Here is a 19,076-nt window from a genome sequence, read left to right as displayed (position 1 = left end):
CTCATCCAAAGGCCGGATATATGGAAGCAACCTTTTTACGATTACGAGACATTTTATCTTGCAATACGGGGCGGACCATATATGACCCAATGTTCCTCCTGACCCTATGTTCCTCCACTATGTTCTATGTTCCTCCAACGGGATGCAGGCGCTTTTTAACAAGAACGGCTCATTTTCAGGGTTTCAAGAGAGGTAGGTATGAAGATTGATGGATTTCCTAATTTTGAAATTTTTTTCTTTAGTGGTGTCGATTATGAGCAGATGACAGCTCAAGTTGAATACAGGTCCGAACAAGTTTTTCAAATCACGATGGATGAAGGAATAGAGAATATGAAAGTAGTATTCTTTACTCAGTATGTAAATTCAGATTTCAAACCTGAGTTTTCGATGAGTGCTTTAATGGCTGTTTTAAATACAGCATCTAAATCACTGTCAGAGTATTGGGTAGATGAACAATAAATAGAACACCCATACTTTAAAAGCGGATCATTGCATCAATAGGGGCAGAGTCGCTGATTTTTGAGAGTGGTTTGGTTATTTTATATTTCTAGGGTTAGGAAATTGATTTGTTCAAGGAGGAGCAAATGCCCCGTCTTCGTCGTCCATATCTGCCTGGTTGTGCACAACACGTTATTCAGAGCGGAAATAATAGAGACGCCTGTTTCGTTTTTGGCCAGGATTATACGACTTACCTCTTCCATCTGAAAAAAGCGGCAGAGCACTATGATGTAGCCATTCATGCCTTTGTATTGATGACCAATCATGTGTATCTGTTGGCAACACCTAGAGATAAGGGTGGGATCAGTCGAATGACGCAAGCTCTGGGGCGGAGATATGTTCAGTATTTTAACCATACCTATACTCGTAGCGGTACTCTCTGGGAAGGCAGGTATAAATCGACACTGGTAGACTCTGAAACTTATCTATTTACGGTGTATCGTTATATTGAGCTAAATCCTGTGCGTGCGAGGATGGTGTCTCACGAGAGTGAATATCCGTGGTCGAGTACGAGAGCGTACTTACTTATCGAAGTGTGATGATCTGGTGGTGACAACGGCACCGATGTTGGGGAGGGTTTCGAATTGGCGGCAATATCTTGGTGCTGAAAGCGATAAAGATGAACTCATCGAAAAATACACCTCTTCAGGACGCCCTTCAGGTGATCAAAGCTTTATAAGCAGACTGGAGTCACCCACTTACCGTGATCTTCAAAGGAAAAAGCCGGGCCCGAAGCCTAGAGTTAGGTAAATTGTCCCCAGAATTCCTACTTTGTACATTCTGTTTTACGCGGTTAAAGGTCATAAGATGACCAGTTGGAAATAGATTCCGCGGAATAAAATTGACTTTAACCCGGCGTATGCCGGGTTTTTTATCTGCTGAAAAGCGAGTAGGGCGACTCATTTGTAAGTTTGCCGTGGCAAGAACTGACCCTGAGGTTCGCGACTCCACTGAGGCTCTAGGTGTCGTTATAGCGGGTCCGCGCCATTAAAGTGATGGGTGATTTTGGATTTTATCAGCCAGATCTGGCTGATGTCCTCCAGTTTAAGTGTGTATGGCTTGTAGGCAGGGTTGTCGCTTTTTAGCGTGAGTTTGTTCGTTGGGCCGGCGTAAATGCGTTTTACAACGATGCCATCTTCGGCGATGACGACGGCGAGCGATCCGTCAGTAAATGTACTGCCTGTGCTCAGGTGTTCGGTAATCACTATCTCGCCGGCGTAAATGGCGGGCTCCATGCTGTCGCCTTCGGTCTCAAACAGTCGATACTGTCCACTTTCAAATCCGGGGATTTTGTAAACCCCCAGCGTTTTAATAAAGTCGGGGTCGTTGCACTGTTCGATGTAGCCGGCGTGCGCGTCCCTATTGACCATTGGGATCAACGAGTTCGAATGGCTGGAATCCTCGGCGGTAGACATGTTGCCATTGGCATCGACCAGAAAAATTTTACCTTCGCCGGAGACTAGCCAGTTGCAGTTGACGTTAAAGGCGTGGTGAATGGCGTTGATGGTAGACATGGAAAGCTTGGACTTTCGGGCCTCAAGCTGAGACAAGGCGCCTTGAGTAATTCCGATATGACTCGAAAACTCGCTCTGTGAGAGACCGAGCATATCCCGCAGCTGACTAATGCGCTCGTTGGCTAATACATTCTTGTTCATAGGGTAATACAAAATTAAAGGGTGCCTATTGCAACCGCAATATTAGATTGCTAATATCGTCGGCCAGAGTGATTTGAGAATAAAAATCACAGTCGCGCTTGCCCGTTAAGAGCAATAACCAATCCCAAGCATACAAGGACTGATGCTTAACTTCATCCACAGGTGTGTCTACTCACCCCCTCGATGTACTCGCCGGGCGACTATTGGACCCTATTTATGAGCACAACAACATTGGCATGGCGGCAAAACCGTGGGTTGATCATAGCCGAAGATGATGTCGACGACCAATTACTTATACGGGATGCGCTGGAAGAAAATGGTGTGCTCGCCGGTGACGTAGTATTTGTTAATGATGGTCAGGAGTTGATGGATCGGCTCAAGGCGCCTGACCCGGTGCCAGGTTTGATTTTGCTCGATTTAAACATGCCTCGCATGGATGGCCGTGAAGCGCTGCGCCAGATTAAACAAGACGATACCTTAAGGCACATCCCGATTGTCGTGTTCACCACTTCCAGTAGTGAGCAGGATGTTAATAACACCTACCAGCTTGGCAGTAATACCTTTTTTACCAAGCCGACGAGCTTTGATGAGCTGGTAAGAGTTATGTCTTTGATTAAATCGTACTGGCTGGAAACCGCCTTACTGGCAAAGCATTAACCTTCGCGATAGTACTGGCGTCGTTATTAAATGAGCGCTCGCCAGATTAAATTGTTTTTATCTTTTCTTATCGCTAATCCTTCCTTCATTAAAATGTAAACTTGGCAAAACCCTCACCTGTTTTTCTAATTATAGCTGCTTGCTTCTGTAGAATAAATCCCCCAAGCCATTGATAATTATAGTTATTATTTGCTGGCACGTTATCTGCTTAAGCCCCTCCAGACAAAAACTATAGGAGTAAACGGAATGAACGCGAAAATGGCAGCACACCTTGGGGCAATGAAATTTACCGCACTCGCGGCGGCGATAGCGCTGGCCGGTTGCGGCGGCAGTGATGACAACGACTCTGGCCCGGTAGCCAGTAGCTCTTCCAGCTTAAGTTCGGTTACCAGCAGCTCTAGTAGCTCGGTACCTGCAGGTAACAGTGCACCGGTGGTCGAGGCGGGTGAATCGATTACCGTCAATGCCGGCGAGCAAGTTCAGTTGGCCGCGACGGCGAGCGATAGCGATGGCGAAGTACAAAGCATTACCTGGCGTCAGGTGTCCGGTCCGCGTGTTCCGTTTGATGTAGTTGAAGGGAGCGCTGGGGCGATTACTTTTCGAGCGCCGAGCACCGGCAGCCTAGCAAGCGCCGAGATGTTGTTCGAGGCTACCGCCAAGGACGATGGCGGTGCGTCAGTCAGTGATAGCGCCACGGTGGTGGTTAATCGCGTAAATCGGGCACCGGTGGTGGAGCTAGGAGGGCTTCGCTCGTTAAGTCATGTGCAGTCGGTAGATTTGACCGCGACCACTTACGACCCAGATGGTGAAATAGAAAGCTATTTGTGGGAGCAGGTAGGCGGAGAGTCGGTGGCTATAGAGGGCAGTACTGACAAATCAGCGAGCTTTACCGTGCCGGCTTTTGAGCAGGAGGCTCGCCTGGAGTTTATGTTAACGGTTACTGATAATGACGGTGCGCAAAGTTCTGATACAACCACGCTTGTACTAACCAATGAGGACGCTCCTGTGGTGCAAGTGGACTTTCCGCCAGCCAAGGCGCTAACCGGCCAAAATAGCATGACGGTGTTCGGCATGGCGATGGCGACCGGGGAGTCCGATGTAACCGAGGTGTTGGTAAATGCAGGCGTAGCCTCGGTTAACGCAACACTCGAAGACGACGGCAGCTGGCGAGCAGAAGATGTGCTACTGCCCGAGGGCGTGGCAGAAGCTAAAGTCACCGTTACCGCCTTAGACTCTGAGGGGCGTGCAGGCTACGCGCAGTCTGAGCTTGTGTTTAATGCCAATGGCATCGTAGGGTCTGGCGAGAGTTGGGTGCAGTCTACCGCTATTGAATTGGCGCCTGACAGTCGTTCGGCGTGGGTGTTGACGGCGGGCGACTTGGCTACTGACGTGAAAGTTATGAATGTGGATTTACGTCGCGGTACACGCGATTCCGCCGTGACAGATTTTAGCGACCCATCTCAGGGCGATGTTGCGCAAAAGTACGACGATATGGTGTTTGATGAGGCGCGGGGCCAGTTCTACCTTGCGTCGCGCACATTGCCGGAGCCGGATGAAAATGGAGAGCGTCCTAATCCGGTAGGCTCCATTTACCAGGTGGCACTGGATTCGGGTATGCGTGTCTCTATGCCATTGACGGGGTTCCCAGAGGATGCGCCATTAACGGTTCCAAGTAGTCTGTACCTGCATACAGACCAAAATTTGTATGTGACTGACTCTGGTACCAACACTCTGTTAAGCGTTAACCCAGAGACTAACGAGGCGAGTGTGGTGTTGCGTAATGAGGCGCCCAGTACCGAGTTTGCAACACCGGCACGGGTAAACTACGACGCAACCTTTGATCGCTTTTTGGTGGCGCTGAACCAGGTTGATACCGTTGATTTGGTGAGCGTGGGTACCGGTGAGTCGCCAGCGGTAATGAGTATCTCGGAGGGCGCGGAAGTGTCTTTTGGCCCTACGCCACTGGAGACCGCTCGGGGGTTGGTGGTAGATCAATCCAGAGGGATGGCCTACGTGATGACCAACATTGAAAATGATTTAATTCAGGTGAACTTGGCTGACGGTACACGCACCTTGTTGATCGACAATGTATTCAACAAAACCAACAGCGCCAAGGATATGGTGTATAGCGAAGAAACCGGAATTATCTATGTGGTGGGTGGCCAGAAGTTTCGCCAGCAGTTAATTGCGATCGATGCGAAAAGCGGCGATAAAGTGGTTGTAAGTAGCAGTAGTTTTTAAAGGCGTTTGGCTCGGTGGCGTTAGCCGCTTTAGTCAACATAAAAAACGGCGGCCTAAGGGCGGCCGTTTTTTATGGGTCGCTCGATTTAGTGGCAGGTTCCGACTCACCCACCAATACCGCGCCCCAGGCGCGCAGCCGCTCAAAGCCAAGCAGGCAAACGCCAACCGCTGCAATTGCGCCTATCACGCCAAGCCAGCCAAGGGCGCTGTACTCTGAAAAACACGTCCACACAAATTGCCCGACACACAGTGCTGCCACCACTAACAGGGTCGGTTTGCGGCCGATCAGCCCGACGATAAACACGCCCAGCGGGGCTCCCAGGGCAACCACGGGGGCGGCGGCTAGCCAGTTCTCGTATACTCCTTCTTGCCAGCTGCCCAATGCACTTTTAATGATCACGCCGTAAACGGAGTTCATGGCCATAATCACCACCGATGTGGGAATGGCGATTTTTAAATCGGCGCGGCACAGCAGTACCAGGGCAGCGTAAATCACCATATCGATGCCGACGCCTGTCACGGATACGGCCAGTGCGCTGGACATCAGTCCCAACATCAAGCCTAAGCGAATATCCCAGCGCTCGTTAAAGTCGGTCATGCCGGTGTGGCCGGCGATTTCGTCGATGCGGTATAGGTGTAGTAGGCCAAAGCTACCCCAGATGACGGCAAAAATTATTTTAATCCACAGGTCGGCTACAAGAGGGGCGATAAACACAATACCAATGGGGGTGCCGATCAGTGCCCCTAGCATGGCGCCTTTTAAAATGGGCCACGCCAGCGGTTGGCACCGGGCGAAGATAAAAATACTGGCACTCACCATACCGATGGATTGCACCGCAAAACTAAAATCGCGCCCGAGGCTGGCCGGCAAATCAAACAGTAGTACCAGTACCGGGAAGCCCACGGTGCCGCCCCCCATGGGGGTGGAGCCTGCGGCATAGCTGCCAATCGCCATAGCCAGCGCGATGGGCCAGTGCCCTTTTGCGGCCTCCCAGGCGCCGGGGGCCTGAATCAAGTACAGCCATACCCCGTAAAAAATAGCGAGCCACAGTAGCCAAACCCATAGGTGGCGGCGCGGTTTGGGTTGTATCGACATGATGGGCTGAGTGCTCCGGGCGACGTGTAAAGAGGTTGTCGTTATGGCGGGCTATGATACGTGAAGTTGCTGCGGTAGGCACCTAAGCTGGGTATTGCTTGTCAGATTTACACAGGTCGCCCTTGTTGTGTGTAGTTTGTTCTTACACTTTGCGACGTGCGAGGCATTAAGGGGGGCGGTCCGGTTGGAACAACCTTTGCGTAGCAACTAGTATGACAGAGGGCGTGAGTTTAGCGCTTGTCTCTGGCGGGCTTTTTCAACAGTCTGTTAGGTAAAGTGCGCACATTTCAGTGCGTTTAATTGTCCGGTTGCCTTAAATCGGGCAGGTTCCAACGGGAGGCCTATGTCGACGTATTGGCAGCAGACTCTGACATTTGCGCAGCAATTGCGCCACGAGTTGCATACCCAGCCAGAGCTTGGCTGGCAAGAATTTAACACCGCCCAACGCATACGCGCTGAGCTCGACCGGCTCGACATCCCCTGGCGCAGCTGTGCCGGCACTGGCACCGTCGCCTGGCTAAACGCTGGTGGCGACAAAACGGATGTGCCTTCGGTGGCTCTGCGCGGGGATATTGATGCACTGCCCATTCACGAGCAAACCTCGCTTGACTGGCAATCGCAAGTGCCGGGTTGTATGCATGCCTGCGGCCACGATGGTCACACGGCCGCCTTGATGGCGACAGCGGCTTGGTTAAAGCACGTTGAGTCGCAATTGCCCGGGCCGGTTACGCTTCTGTTTCAGCCTGCCGAAGAAGGCGGCCACGGCGCCCGCCAAATGATTGCCGATGGCGCGCTTGAGGGGATAGATTGCATATACGGTTGGCATAATTGGCCGGCGATTGATTATGGCAAGCTGGTTTGCCCCGATGGCATCGTGATGTGTGGCAACGGCACGTTTAACATTACGGTAAAGGGCAAGGGTGGGCACGCTAGCCAGCCCGAGTTATGCCGCGATCCGGTGTTAGCCGCCAGCGCCATTACCCTGGCTTTACAGCAGGTTGTAAGTCGCCGTTTGGCGCCGCAGCAAACCTGCGTGGTGAGTGTTACCTCCATCGATGCTCGCGCCGCAGCCACGGTAATTCCGCAAACGGCGGTTATCGGTGGCAGTATTCGCGTCTCGGACACAGATGCACGCGATACGGTAAACCAGCTTATTACCGAGATCGCGCAGCACACGGCGGCGAGCTTTGGTGTCGAGTGTGAGGTAGAGATAACCCCGCGTTACAACCCTACCATTAACCACGCGGCGGCTTCGCAGGCTGTGCGCGATAGTTGGTGCGCGTTGCAGGGTGAAGAGGCGCTGGATACGCGCACTCGTTTACCTATCATGGCCTCGGAAGATTTTAGTTATTACCTGCAAGAAATTCCCGGTGCGTTTGCTTTGATTGGCGCCGATGACGGAATGGGTCACGCAGACCCTTGTCACAGTCCTCACTATGATTTTAATGATCGCTTACTGGAACCTGTGGTGCGCCTGTATTCAAGGTTAGTGGGGGCGCCACTGCCGTAAGTGAGTTTTGTTATCGCCGGTAAAAAGCCGGCATGTTGTGCTAAGGCACTGTTAAGGAGACGAGTATGAGCATATTTGAACAGCGCGAATCCGAAATAAGAGGCTACTGCCGCGTATACCCAGTGGTATTTGATAAGGCGAGTAACGCACGACAGACGGATGATCAAGGCAATGAGTACATTGATTTTTTTGCCGGTGCTGGGGTGTTAAATTTTGGTCACAACAACGAGCGCATGAAAAAGGCTGTGATTGATTATATCAGTGCCGATGGCGTGACCCACAGTTTGGATATGCACAGTACAGCTAAGCGTCGTTTTATGGAGCGTTTTACTAAAACGATCCTCGAGCCGCGTGGCATGCCCCACAAAATGCAGTTTATGGGGCCCACCGGTACTAACTCGGTCGAGGCGGCGCTAAAAATTGCCCGTCGCGCTACCGGTCGCACTGATATTGTTGCCTTTACCCACGGGTTTCACGGCATGACGTTGGGCGCGCTCGCCTGTACCGCAAACCAAGCCTTTCGCGGAGCCGCTGGTGTGCCACTCAATCATGTGTCGCATTACCCGTTTGGCGCCGAGAAATTCACCGACGACAATCCGCTAAGTAATGGTGCCGGCACCATTGATGAGTTGCGTGCGCTGTATCGCGATGGCTCTAGTGGTGTGCTGCCGCCGGCGGCTTTTATGGTGGAAACCATTCAGGCCGAGGGTGGAGTAAACGTTGCCGATAAACAATGGCTGCAAGATTTACAGGCACTAGCCAAAGAGGTCGGCGCCCTCTTTATTATTGATGATATTCAGGCCGGCTGCGGTCGCACTGGCAGTTACTTTAGTTTTGATGAGCTCGAGCTTGACCCGGATGTGATTTGCCTAGCCAAAGGTCTCGGTGGTTGGGGCACGCCAATGGCCATGAATTTAGTTAAGCCTGATGTCGATAAACACTGGAGCCCCGGTGAGCACACCGGTACGTTTCGCGGACAAAACTTAAGTTTTGTCGCCGGTGCCGAGGCGCTGAGTTATTTTGAAGACGATAGCTTTATGCAAGAGGTAAAGACCAAAGCCAAAACAATGCTGTCCGCGGTTGCGCCGCTAGAGCAAAGCTTTGCCGGGGTTCAGGTGCGCGGCAAAGGCATGATATTAGGCGTCGATGTTGGCACAGGTGAGCGGGCTAAAGCCATTGTCAGCGCCTGTTTTGCCGATGGCTTGCTAGTAGCCGCCTGCGGTTCGGGTGGGCGTGTGGTTAAACTTATTCCGCCGCTAACCATTCCCGATGACGATTTGCAAAAAGGGTTAGAGACGTTTGTCGCTCACACCCAAAAAGTGATGGAGGCCGCCGCATGAGACAACGCGATGATATGACCTTTCCGTTTGAAGAGTACGAGCGGCGCTTAAGCGAGTTGCGCAACCGTATTCAGCAGCGTCACTTAGATGCGGTGGTGATTACCGACCCTGAAAATATTATGTACTTAACCGATTACCAAACCACCGGTTATTCATTTTTTCAGGCGTTAGTGGTGCCGCTCGAAGACGAGCCTTTTATGATTACCCGGGCCATGGAAGAGTCTAATATCATTGCCCGAACCTGGGTAGAGCGCACGCGCCCCTATCCTGACACGGGCGATGCTATTCAGATGTTGGTGGATGCCTTGCGCTCGTTTGGTTTGGCCGATAAACGCATCGGTTATGAGCGCAACAGCTATTTCTTCCCGGCCTATCAGCAAGATTGCATTCACACGACATTAACCGACGGTAAACTGCTTGATTGTTTTGGTATTGTCGAGCAGGGCCGCATTTGCAAGTCGCCGGTTGAAATTGAACTGATGCGCCGTGCGGCAACCGCTACCGAAGCGGGGATGCAGGCGGGGATCGCAGCCTGTGAAGCCGGCGCGACCGAAAACGAAATTGGCGCGGCTATTAGTGCTGGTATGTTTCGCGCTGGCGGCGAGCCACCGGCTGTTATGCCTTACGTAACCTCAGGGCCGCGTTCCATGATTGGTCACGCCACGTGGGAAGGGCGCACAGTGCAGCCTGGCGAGCATGTGTTTTTGGAAGTGGGCGGTTGCTATCGTCGTTATCACACCGCCATGATGCGCACTGTTGTTATGGGGAATTTGTCTGACTCTATGTACAAGGCGCAAGAGCGAATGAAGCAGGCGCTGGCTGCGGTGCATGATTATTTCCAGCCGGGCATGACTGTATCGGATGCGGACAATATTGTGCGTAATATTATTTCTGATAACGACATAGGGGCTCGGCTAATTACGCGCTCGGGTTACTCCATTGGTATCGCGTTTCCGCCCAGTTGGGATGAAGGTTATATCGTCAGTTTAAAGCAAGGCGAGTCCGCTATTTTGCAAGAGGGCATGACCTTTCATATTATCCCCTGGATGTGGGGCGTGGATGGCGATAAAACCTGTGGTATCTCCGATACGATTCATATTACGTCCGAGGGATGCGAGTCGTTTTTTAGTATGGATCAGGATTTTACTGTAAAGCCTGAGCATGGTGCCGGCTCGGTGGCGCAACTATCGAGCTCGCGCAAAAGTAAAAACACGGCGGCCTCCGAAAAAGGCAAAGATAAATCAGCACCTAAAGACCAAGGCAGCGATACCGACGCTGCTAAACAAGACAATCCGTGAGGTATTTATGCTGACAGCAACAAATCCATACACCGGAGAAAAAATCGCCGATTACCCAGCGCTTGATGCCGAGGCGATGCAAGCGCGAATCGGTGAAGCCAGCGCGGCTTTTGCCTCCTGGCAGGCTACCAGCTTTGCCGAGCGCGCCGACGTGTTGCGTGCGGTGGCAAAAAAATTGCGCGAGCAAAAGCCCGCGATTGCCAAGCTGATGGCTGACGAAATGGGAAAGCCTGTGAAAGAAGGTGGCCCCGAGGTGGAGAAGGCCGCAACGTGCGCTGAGTTTTACGCCGAGAACGCCGAGGCGTTTTTAACCGCAGAAACGCTGCCCTCTGACGCCAGCCATAGTTATGTACGTTACCAGCCACTGGGCACCCTGTTAGGAATTCTGCCCTGGAATGCACCTTTGTGGTTGGCGTTTCGCTATTTGGCGCCGGCCCTGATGGCAGGCAACACCTGCGTCATGAAACACGACCCGAATGTGCCCGCCAGCGCGCAAGCTATTGCCGATGCGTTTGCCGCCGCCGGCGCGCCCGCCAATATCATGGTGAACCTGCCAATCGAAACGCCTCAGGTAGAGGCTGCGATCCGCGATCCGCGCATAGCGGCGGTATCCTTTACCGGCTCGGCCGGTGCAGGCGCTAAAGTGGCCGCAGTAGCCGGTAGCGAGATAAAACCCTCGGTGCTGGAGTTGGGCGGCTCGGACCCGTGCATCGTGATGGCCGACGCCGATTTAGAGCGGGCGGCTGATGTTGCCGTACTGTCGCGCATTATCAATGCGGGGCAGTCGTGCATTGCGGCCAAGCGTATTTTGGTCGAGCAAAGTGTTTATGCCGAGTTTACCGAGATGTTGCGCACCCGGCTGGCGGCTTTAACGCTGGGAGACCCGAATTTGGAGTCTACCGATATTGGGCCCATCGCCCGGGATGACTTACGGCAAAACCTCCACCGGCAAGTGAGCGAAACGGTCAATGCCGGTGCGCGCTGTTTGCTCGGCGGAGAGCTGCCCGCCGGCGAGGGCTATTTTTATCCGGTCACTTTGCTGGCAGATGTCACCTCTGAGATGTGTGCTTTTCGTGAGGAAACCTTTGGGCCGGTGATGGCCGTGGCGCCTGTGGCAGATTTGGCGCAAGCGGTGAGTATCGCCAACGATACAGAGTACGGTTTAGGTGCCGCGCTATGGATGGCCGACACAGACAAAGCTCAGCAGGCAGCTGCCCAGCTAAACGCCGGGCAAGTGGCAATTAATGGCATCGTTAAAACCGACCCGCGGCTACCCAGTGGTGGCATTAAGCGTTCGGGTTACGGCCGCGAGCTTGGGCCTCATGGCATCCGCGAGTTTGTAAACGCAAAGCAGGTGTGGGTAGCTTAGCGAGGTGCTAAAGGGGAGTGTGACTGTGGTATCATTTGTCGTTTTAGGTGCCGCGGCCACCCCCTTATCCGGACCTTTTTGATGGTACAACGCAAATTATTTTTTGTTTCGGCCCTTTGCTTACTGTTGGTCGCGGGATTTTTAGCGACGAGTTTGGTGAGTTACTTTGTGGCCAAAGACTCGGTGGCCACGCAGTTACAAGAACAAATGTTGCCGCTGACCAGCGACAATATCTACTCCGAGATACAGCGTGATTTGTTGCAGCCATTACTGATTTCATCGCTGATGGCCCACGATACTTTTGTCAGCCGATGGGTGAGCGAAGGTGAACAAGACCCGCAGGATATTGCCGAGTACCTCGCGCGAATACAGCAAAAATACAACACCATTACCGCGTTTTTTGTCTCCGATCGCACCCGTAACTATTACCACCCGCGAGGCGTGCTGAAGCAAGTCGACGCTGAGAATCCGGACGATGCCTGGTACTTTCGCAGTCGTGAGCTCTCGTCTGAGTATGAGATAAATGTCGATAATGATACCGCTGACCGATCGCGCCTGAGTATTTTTGTTAACTATCGAGTACTCGATGAGCAAGGTGAATTACTGGGCGTTACCGGTGTGGGTTTATCGGTGGCATCGGTGATGGAGCTGATAGAAGATTACCAAGCGCGTTATGGCCGCAAGGTCTACTTTGTCGATCGCGAGGGCGAAGTAACACTGCACGGCAGTGGTTTTAACGACGCTATGCGCTTAAAAAATAAAGACGGGCTCGATCGTTTATTTGTGCGCATCCTGACCAGCCCCAGTGCGTCGGTAAGCTACAACGCCAAAGACGGTAATAAAATTTATTTAAACAGTCGCTTAGTGCCTGAGTTTGATTGGTACTTGATTGTCGAGCAGGTGAATGACCCGGCGGCGCAGCGGATCGAGCGGGCCCTCATTATTAACGTGCTGGTGTCACTCGTGATTACCGTTATTGTGCTGTTAACAGCGTACTTTACGCTGCGAGGCTACCAGCGCCGGTTAGAGCAAATGGCCACGCAAGATAAACTGACGGGCGCGGCCAGCCGCCAAGTGTTTGATATTATTTTTAGCCGTGCGGTAAAAAGTGCGCGCCGCCGTCAAACAAGCGTGGCTTTAGTGAGCCTGGATTTGGACCATTTTAAAAACATTAATGATACCTATGGTCATCAAAGTGGCGACGAGGTGATACGTACTGTCTCGGCTATTGTGCTGGCCTGTGTGCGCGATACCGATACCCTGTGTCGTTGGGGCGGGGAGGAGTTTTTGCTGCTACTGGAGGATTGTGACCTTGAGCGAGCGGCCAAGGTGGCCGAGTCGATTCGTGTGGCGGTCGAAGCCCACGAGTTTCGCTTTGGGCGCGATGTGGTGCGCACCAGTGTCAGCCTGGGCGTCACCGTGCAGCACTCCGAGGAGTCCCTTAACGCCTTGGTGGATCGGGTCGACCGTGCGCTATACAGCGCCAAACGCGAAGGCCGCAACCGGGTGTGCACGCTGCCATAGTTAAGATTGTTGAATAAAAGCAAATGCAGCATGTAACGGGTTACATTTTGCTTGGTAGCTGCTAAGCTTGGGGGCATTATAAACACTAGGAGTTGCCATGACCCTGCTGCCGTCAGCGCTGTCGCGCTTATTGTTATCTGCCTCGCTTTGCCTTATTGCCCTTCCCGGACACGCCTTTGACGAGTTTATTACGCGCGACGGGCATCGCCTGCTAGAAGGTGCGCAGGAGTTTCGTTTTGCCGGTATTCACGCCCCCGAGCTGCATCGTATAGAAGATGATGCACGTGGCACCTGCGCGGCGGACCCGCGTGGCTGGGGGCAGTACTTTCGTTGGCCTACGGCCGACGAGCAAACCAACTGGATTAAATCGCTGGTTAAAAGTGGCCACCGGGCGATGCGGGTGTATGTGTTATCGGTGGCAACGCCGTCCGATGCTGAGTGTGGCCGCGAGACCCATATTTTACCGCCTGCCGAGCCGGGCGCTATGCCGCGTTTAAATGAGGTGGCGATGGTGCACTATGACCGTATGATTGCGCTCTCAGAGCAGTACGGGCTGCGGTTAATTTTACCCTTTATCGATCACTGGAAGTGGTGGGGTGGGCGCGAACAATTGGCGGCTTTTTACGGTGAGAGTGCCGATGATTTTTACGATACCAACAGCAAAACTTACGCGGCATATCAGGATATTATCCGACAGGTAATCAATCGCACCAACACCATTACCGGCCGCGTTTATAAAGATGAAAAAGCCATTATGGCGTGGGAGACCGGTAACGAGTTAAAAGACTCTACTGAGCCTTTTGTGCGCAAAACCGCCGCTTTGATAAAGCAGCTCGATAGCAATCACTTGGTGATTGACGGGACTTACTTAAAGGTTAATAAATTCTCACTGGATGACCCCAACGTCGATATTATCTCGAACCATTTCTACACCACTAACGACAACAATAATCCCGAACAGGTACGACAAGACTTGCAGGCCATCGATGGTAAAAAAGTCTACCTAATTGGTGAGTTTGGTTTGCGTGATGCCGAAGGCCTGGATGCAATTATGCAGGCGGCGGTACACACGGAGCATGATGGGGCTCGTGCCGCCGGGGCGTTTATTTGGGGTTTTCGTGGGCATCGCCACAACGGTGGCTTTTATTGGCACAAAGAGTACACCGGGCACTACAGCTACCATATTCCGGGCTTCCCCGAAGGGGAGCCAAACGAGGAGCGTAAAGTGGTCGAGCTGGTGCGCAAGGCGCAAGCGCAAATGGCGGGGCTGGATGTGGCATTGCCGCTACCCGCACCCGAGCCGCCGATATTGCGCCCTATTGCCGATCCGCGCACGCGCATTGATTTTACGGGGGCGCCCGTGGGGCGCAGTTATCGCATCGAGCGGGCAGTTAATGTCGCTGGCCCCTGGCACGTGATTGGCGACGATGTGTCGGATGGGATCCAGGAATATCGACCTTACGAACAAACGCTATTTCGCGATACCGATACGCTCGTGCCGGGGCAGACCTATTACTATCGGGTCATTGCCGTTAATGAAAGCGGTGAGTCGGCGCCTTCTAATATTGCCGAGGTGGTGCTGCCCTAAGTAGTGCAATAGCCTTGTTGCGTTAATTAAAATGGCTTAGGGTTACGGTTGTTTATCTCACCCTAAGCCTTTTATGCGAAATAAGATAATCAGTTATCCCCTGCTAAGGCGCGCTACGCGCCTGCGTTGTGCCCCCGCTGCGTGGCTGTTAGTTGGCCTGTCTGTGGTGGGGCTGCTCGGCTGCTCGTCGGTGCCCTCGTACGGCAATGTGCCGCAAATTCTGAGTATTCAGGTTTTACCCAATCAGAGTAAGCAGTTTATGTACCGGGTAGGGCAGGCGGCGCAAATAGCTCCCGGCACACTGGTGCGGGCGCCGCGTTATGTGCCCGACCGGCGCGATTATGAAAAGCTACAACGCCGCACCGCTTATGTGGTGGCGGCTACCGGCTATTGCCGCGAAGGTTATATGGAGCTGGATTTTCGCCTGAATATGCAGCAGCAGTGGTTGCGCGGCGAATGCAAAGAAAGTGCGACCGAGTCGGACATTGCCGCGTTTGCCGAGCGTGCCACCCTGCCTTTGGATAACCTCGAGGAGTAGGCTTTAACGGCGGGCCTGAGTATACTGGCGCGGTTTCTATCCCCCCAGATCCCGGAGATCGCCATGAGCCTGCCAAGCCTTTATCTCAAGCCTCAAACCGACCGACGTTTGCGTCGCGGCCACTTGTGGATCTACAGCAACGAGGTGGATGTTCAGCGCAGCCCACTAAAAGCGTTTAGCCCAGGCCAGCAAGTACGCGTACTGAGTAAGCGCGAGGAGCTGTTAGGGGTTGCCGTTATTAACCCTGCCAGTTTAATTTGCGCCCGCCTGATTAGCCGCGACGAGACACAGTTAGACGCGGCGCTACTGCACTCACGCTTTACCAAGGCTTTGTCGCTGCGCGAGCAGGCGTTTGATCAGCCCTATTACCGCTTAATTTTTGGCGACAGCGATTTGCTGCCGGGGTTGGTGGTGGACCGTTTTGGCGATTATTTGGTGGTGCAAATAGCCTCGGCGGGGATGGAGGCGGTGCGCGAGCTGGTGGTCGAGCAATTGGTGGCAGTGTTGCAACCCACCGGCGTACTCTTGGCAAACGATCACAGCGCCCGCGAACTGGAAGGTTTAACCCGCTATACCGAAGTAGCTTATGGCGAGGTGCCCGATGAGGTAGAGTTGATCGAAAACGACACTAGGTTTGTGGCGCCGGTGGCGTCGGGGCAAAAAACCGGTTGGTTTTTTGATCACCGCGTAGGCCGTGCCCAGCTGCGCCAGTGGGTTAAAGGTAAGCGCGTGCTCGACGTGTTTTCGTACATCGGTGGTTGGGGGGTGCAGGCCGCTACCGCTGGGGCCGGGCAGGTGGTGTGTGTCGACGCCTCAGCTAAAGCCATCGCCGGCGTCGAGCTCAACGCTCAGTTAAACGGCGTGCAAGATTGCGTGAGTGGCCGACAGGGTAAGGCCATTGATGTAATGAAGGCGCTGCTGGCCGAAGGGGCTAAATTTGATGTGGTGGTGCTCGACCCGCCAGCGTTTATTAAGCGCCGCAAAGATCAAAAAGCCGGGGAGGCCGCCTACCGCCACATTAACGAGCTGGGGCTAAAGCTGTTGGCCGACGGTGGCCTGCTGGTGTCTGCCTCGTGCTCGATGCACCTGGCCACCGATACCTTGACCGACATCGTGCGCGCCAGCGCGCAAAAAGCCGGGCGCGATGCCCGCTTGATTCATTTTAGTGGTCAGGGGCCGGATCACCCGGTGCACCCGGCTATTATCGAGACCAATTATCTCAAGGCGGTGTTTACCCGCGTGTTTAATTCTGGCCACTAATGGCTTGTGCCAGTTCGGTGGCGGCATGCTGGAGACTCTCGCGGTTGCGCGGCCCACTATTAAGCGCCTGCTGCAGGTTGGAGGCGGCCTGTTGCCATGGCGCGTGCTGCTCGCGAGCAAGCGTTGGTACGGCCGGGGCGGCGCGCTCGATAAACGTGAGTAAGCCGCGATAGCGCCACAGAATATCGCAGCCGTGAGGAGCGAAGTCGCAGTGGTGTGCGCTGCGAGGTTTGCTCAGTGCTTGTAACTCCGCCTCAAGAGCGTGCTGCCAGAGCTGCAGTCGCGCCTCTGCCGTGAGTGAAAAATAGGGAGCGGCAATCGCTGAGTGGTGGTCGCGCCAGTCGGCGGCAAGTTGCTCGCTGTCATCACACAATAACTTTGCCGTTAGCGCCAGGTAATCCCGTCGCCGGTTTTGCGGGCGATTAAGGCTGGCGACTTCGGGGGTGCTAGCGGTTTGCCGAACAAAATCCCCGGCGTCTCGCTGGCCAGTCTCGCCAAATAAAATAAACTCCAGTGGATGTAAACCCAAGCTGGCTTCATTGTCGGCAGTGAGGCCGTGTTGCTGGCGCATATTGGCGCGGTTAATGTCCAACGTAATATCGTTGACTAGCCCGCTATTAGGGTAGCCCGCAACACTGTCGAGGTAACCGGCGGCGATGGGCTGCTCATCAATGTCGCTAAGCCTTTGCGCCAGGGCGGAAAACAGCCCCGGATTGCTGACGGCAAGCGATGTGGCGATGGTCAGTGTGCGCAGCTCCCCGTGCAGTTGGCGCCATTGCTGTTGAGCATTCCGCAGGGCTTGCTCGCTGGTCGTCTCAAGCAGCCGGCCGATGCCGGACTCAAACTCCCGACAGCGGCTGGCGAACTGGGTCAGTTGTAGGCCAGTGCCGTCCCAAACTTGGCGGCTTTTGGTTGCCAGCATTTTGCTGTCTACATCGCTGGGCACAAGGTTGCTGCCGGGCGATGAGACTGTATTTTGCGGCGGATGGCCGCTGGGCTCGGCCGTGGGGGTGTCGCGCCCGCAACTGCAGAGCCCGGCTAGCAGGGCAATAACTATCAGTGTGCGCTTCATGATGGCTCGTGCAAGTCCATGACAGGCCAGCTGCGCTCGGCGGCAATGGCGCTCAGGCGTTCGTCAGGGTTAACAGCGACTGGGTGCCCCACTTGCTCCAGCAGTGGTAAATCGTTGATTGAATCGCTGTAAAAATAGCTTTCATCCAAGGGGTAAGGGTGCCGCTCGAGCCAACGCTCTAAATTGGTAACCTTACCGGCGCCAAAGCAGGGCGTGCCCACATAATTACCGGTATAGCGCCCATCTTGTACTTCAGGGTCTGTTGCCAGAATTTCGTCCACGCCCAAGTGCTCGGCAATGGGGCGGGTGATAAAACCGTTGGTGGCGGTAATAATTAACAGGTAGTCACCTCGTGCACGGTGCTCGGCCAGTAGCTGCTGTGCCTTGGGCAGCATAATGGGCTCTATGCATTCGCGCATAAACCGGGCGTGCCACTGGCTGAGCTCCTCGGGGCTATACTGCGTGAGCGGTGCCATGGCAAAGCGCAGGTAGGCATCAATGTCTAAGCAGGCGTTTTGATAATCTTGAAAAAATTGGTCGTTTTGCTGGCGATACGCCTGCTCGTCGACAAGCTTATGGGTCAGTAAAAACTCGCCCCAGCTGTGGTCGCTATCGCCGTGAATGAGGGTGTGATCGAGGTCGAAGATGGCCAGTGCCACAGAGAATCCTTAATTTGTCGGTCTTTGGCGCGCTAGCATAGCGCCGCTGGGCGCACCTCTCAAGCGTGTTGCTTAGGGCGGGTTTGGTATTCGTCGCCGGTTTGTGTAACCTCAATTGCTGAGGTAGGTCTTTTTGTGGAACAATGCCAAAGTTTCACTGCACCAAAGCTTCACCGCCATGCAATAAGAAGATGGAAACGACAGGAATTTAATGTGATTGACGCCGACGGCTTTCGCCCCAATGTTGGGATTATTTTAAGCAACGATCAGGGCCAGGTGCTTTGGGCGCGGCGCGTGGGGGGGCAAGACGCCTGGCAATTTCCCCAGGGCGGCATACATGAAGGTGAGAGTGCCGAGCAGGCGCTTTTTCGCGAGTTGGGTGAAGAGGTGGGTTTAACCGAGGCCGATGTCGAGGTATTGGCTTGTACCCGAGGCTGGCTGCGCTATCGTTTGCCGCACCGTTTGATACGCCAAAATGCCCAGCCTTTGTGTATCGGTCAAAAACAAAAGTGGTTTTTACTGAAGATTAAGAGCGATGATACCCGGGTGTGCCTGGAAAATGGCGGGCGCGCCGAGTTTGATGACTGGCGCTGGGTTAGCTATTGGTACCCGCTGGGGCAAGTGGTGGCCTTTAAACGCGATGTTTACCGCCGGGCGTTAAAAGAGTTATCGCCGGTGCACAGCCAGCTTGAGCGACTTGTGGTGGGCTAAGCGGCGCAGGTTACGCGCTGACAGCTATACCGCAATCGGCTAGGCTGGTGCCTATAAGAA

The 19,076-nt window shown here is 53.8% G+C and carries 17 protein-coding genes; 13 read left to right on the top strand and 4 right to left on the bottom strand.

All coding sequences use genetic code 11. The features are described from left to right. The first annotated feature begins 198 nt into the window (after positions 1 to 198). Positions 199 to 459, top strand: coding sequence for a hypothetical protein (locus SD69_RS17520; protein WP_041524245.1), 261 nt, complete (start codon positions 199 to 201; stop codon positions 457 to 459). Positions 460 to 584: 125 nt separating this feature from the next. Further along, positions 585 to 1,037, top strand: a complete 453-nt coding sequence (locus SD69_RS18625; RefSeq protein WP_232301235.1) for a transposase — start codon at positions 585 to 587, stop codon at positions 1,035 to 1,037. 429 nt (positions 1,038 to 1,466) lie between these two features. Here the strand turns inward: SD69_RS18625 and SD69_RS17510 are convergent, their stop codons facing one another. After that, positions 1,467 to 2,153, bottom strand: coding sequence for an XRE family transcriptional regulator (locus SD69_RS17510; RefSeq protein ID WP_041524243.1), 687 nt, complete (start codon positions 2,151 to 2,153; stop codon positions 1,467 to 1,469). A 216-nt stretch (positions 2,154 to 2,369) separates the two neighbouring features. On the opposite strand from SD69_RS17510, the gene SD69_RS17505 reads away from it, so the two are divergent. Continuing rightward, positions 2,370 to 2,810 (top strand): response regulator, encoded by a 441-nt coding sequence (locus tag SD69_RS17505; RefSeq protein WP_052481422.1) that lies wholly within the window; start codon positions 2,370 to 2,372, stop codon positions 2,808 to 2,810. Positions 2,811 to 3,056: 246 nt separating this feature from the next. Continuing rightward, positions 3,057 to 5,051: a PKD domain-containing protein gene (locus SD69_RS17500; protein ID WP_041524242.1), complete on the top strand. Its 1,995-nt coding sequence runs from the start codon at positions 3,057 to 3,059 to the stop codon at positions 5,049 to 5,051. A 70-nt stretch (positions 5,052 to 5,121) separates the two neighbouring features. Here SD69_RS17500 and SD69_RS17495 read toward each other — a convergent pair whose 3' ends face one another. Continuing rightward, positions 5,122 to 6,147 carry a sulfite exporter TauE/SafE family protein gene (locus SD69_RS17495; RefSeq protein ID WP_041524241.1) on the bottom strand — a complete coding sequence of 342 codons (1,026 nt, stop codon included), beginning with the start codon at positions 6,145 to 6,147 and terminating at the stop codon, positions 5,122 to 5,124. Positions 6,148 to 6,490: 343 nt separating this feature from the next. Here SD69_RS17495 and doeB2 point away from each other — a divergent pair, with 343 nt between their 5' ends. The 8 genes from doeB2 (at position 6,491) to SD69_RS17455 (ending at position 16,574) form a co-directional block, all read left to right on the top strand. Continuing rightward, positions 6,491 to 7,657 (top strand): N(2)-acetyl-L-2,4-diaminobutanoate deacetylase DoeB2, encoded by a 1,167-nt coding sequence (gene doeB2, locus SD69_RS17490; protein ID WP_041524240.1) that lies wholly within the window; start codon positions 6,491 to 6,493, stop codon positions 7,655 to 7,657. Between the two features lie 65 nt (positions 7,658 to 7,722). Further along, positions 7,723 to 8,997 carry an aspartate aminotransferase family protein gene (locus SD69_RS17485; RefSeq protein WP_041524239.1) on the top strand — a complete coding sequence of 425 codons (1,275 nt, stop codon included), beginning with the start codon at positions 7,723 to 7,725 and terminating at the stop codon, positions 8,995 to 8,997. Next, the gene (gene doeA, locus SD69_RS17480; protein ID WP_041524238.1) at positions 8,994 to 10,295 is read left to right on the top strand and encodes an ectoine hydrolase; all 1,302 of its coding nucleotides are present in this window, start codon (positions 8,994 to 8,996) and stop codon (positions 10,293 to 10,295) included. Before SD69_RS17485 ends, doeA begins: the two co-directional genes overlap by 4 nt. Positions 10,296 to 10,302: 7 nt before the next feature. Continuing rightward, positions 10,303 to 11,664, top strand: a complete 1,362-nt coding sequence (locus SD69_RS17475) for an aldehyde dehydrogenase family protein (RefSeq protein WP_041524237.1) — start codon at positions 10,303 to 10,305, stop codon at positions 11,662 to 11,664. Positions 11,665 to 11,745: 81 nt separating this feature from the next. Then, on the top strand, positions 11,746 to 13,188 hold the full coding sequence (locus SD69_RS17470) for a sensor domain-containing diguanylate cyclase (protein ID WP_041524236.1): 1,443 nt from the start codon (positions 11,746 to 11,748) through the stop codon (positions 13,186 to 13,188). A gap of 97 nt (positions 13,189 to 13,285) precedes the next feature. Next, positions 13,286 to 14,776, top strand: coding sequence for a glycoside hydrolase 5 family protein (locus SD69_RS17465; protein ID WP_052481320.1), 1,491 nt, complete (start codon positions 13,286 to 13,288; stop codon positions 14,774 to 14,776). 73 nt (positions 14,777 to 14,849) lie between these two features. Continuing rightward, on the top strand, positions 14,850 to 15,314 hold the full coding sequence (locus tag SD69_RS17460; protein ID WP_052481319.1) for a hypothetical protein: 465 nt from the start codon (positions 14,850 to 14,852) through the stop codon (positions 15,312 to 15,314). A 63-nt stretch (positions 15,315 to 15,377) separates the two neighbouring features. After that, positions 15,378 to 16,574: a class I SAM-dependent rRNA methyltransferase gene (locus tag SD69_RS17455; RefSeq protein ID WP_041524235.1), complete on the top strand. Its 1,197-nt coding sequence runs from the start codon at positions 15,378 to 15,380 to the stop codon at positions 16,572 to 16,574. Here SD69_RS17455 and SD69_RS18275 read toward each other — a convergent pair. Further along, positions 16,558 to 17,646: an imelysin family protein gene (locus SD69_RS18275; RefSeq protein ID WP_052481318.1), complete on the bottom strand. Its 1,089-nt coding sequence runs from the start codon at positions 17,644 to 17,646 to the stop codon at positions 16,558 to 16,560. The two genes, SD69_RS17455 and SD69_RS18275, sit on opposite strands and share 17 nt — an antisense overlap. Further along, positions 17,643 to 18,305, bottom strand: a complete 663-nt coding sequence (locus SD69_RS17445) for a histidinol-phosphatase (protein WP_041524234.1) — start codon at positions 18,303 to 18,305, stop codon at positions 17,643 to 17,645. Before SD69_RS17445 ends, SD69_RS18275 begins: the two co-directional genes overlap by 4 nt. Before the next feature lie 213 nt (positions 18,306 to 18,518). Between SD69_RS17445 and rppH the strand changes: the two genes are divergently transcribed. Then, positions 18,519 to 19,016, top strand: a complete 498-nt coding sequence (rppH, locus tag SD69_RS17440; RefSeq protein ID WP_041524233.1) for an RNA pyrophosphohydrolase — start codon at positions 18,519 to 18,521, stop codon at positions 19,014 to 19,016. The last annotated feature ends 60 nt before the right edge of the window (positions 19,017 to 19,076 follow it).

Origin of the sequence: Gilvimarinus agarilyticus, assembly GCF_000832015.1 — a bacterium.
Taxonomy (GTDB): Bacteria; Pseudomonadota; Gammaproteobacteria; order Pseudomonadales; family Cellvibrionaceae; genus Gilvimarinus; species Gilvimarinus agarilyticus.
The sequence above is the reverse complement of the archived record's forward strand: the minus strand, read 5'-3'. Positions and strand labels throughout refer to the sequence as shown.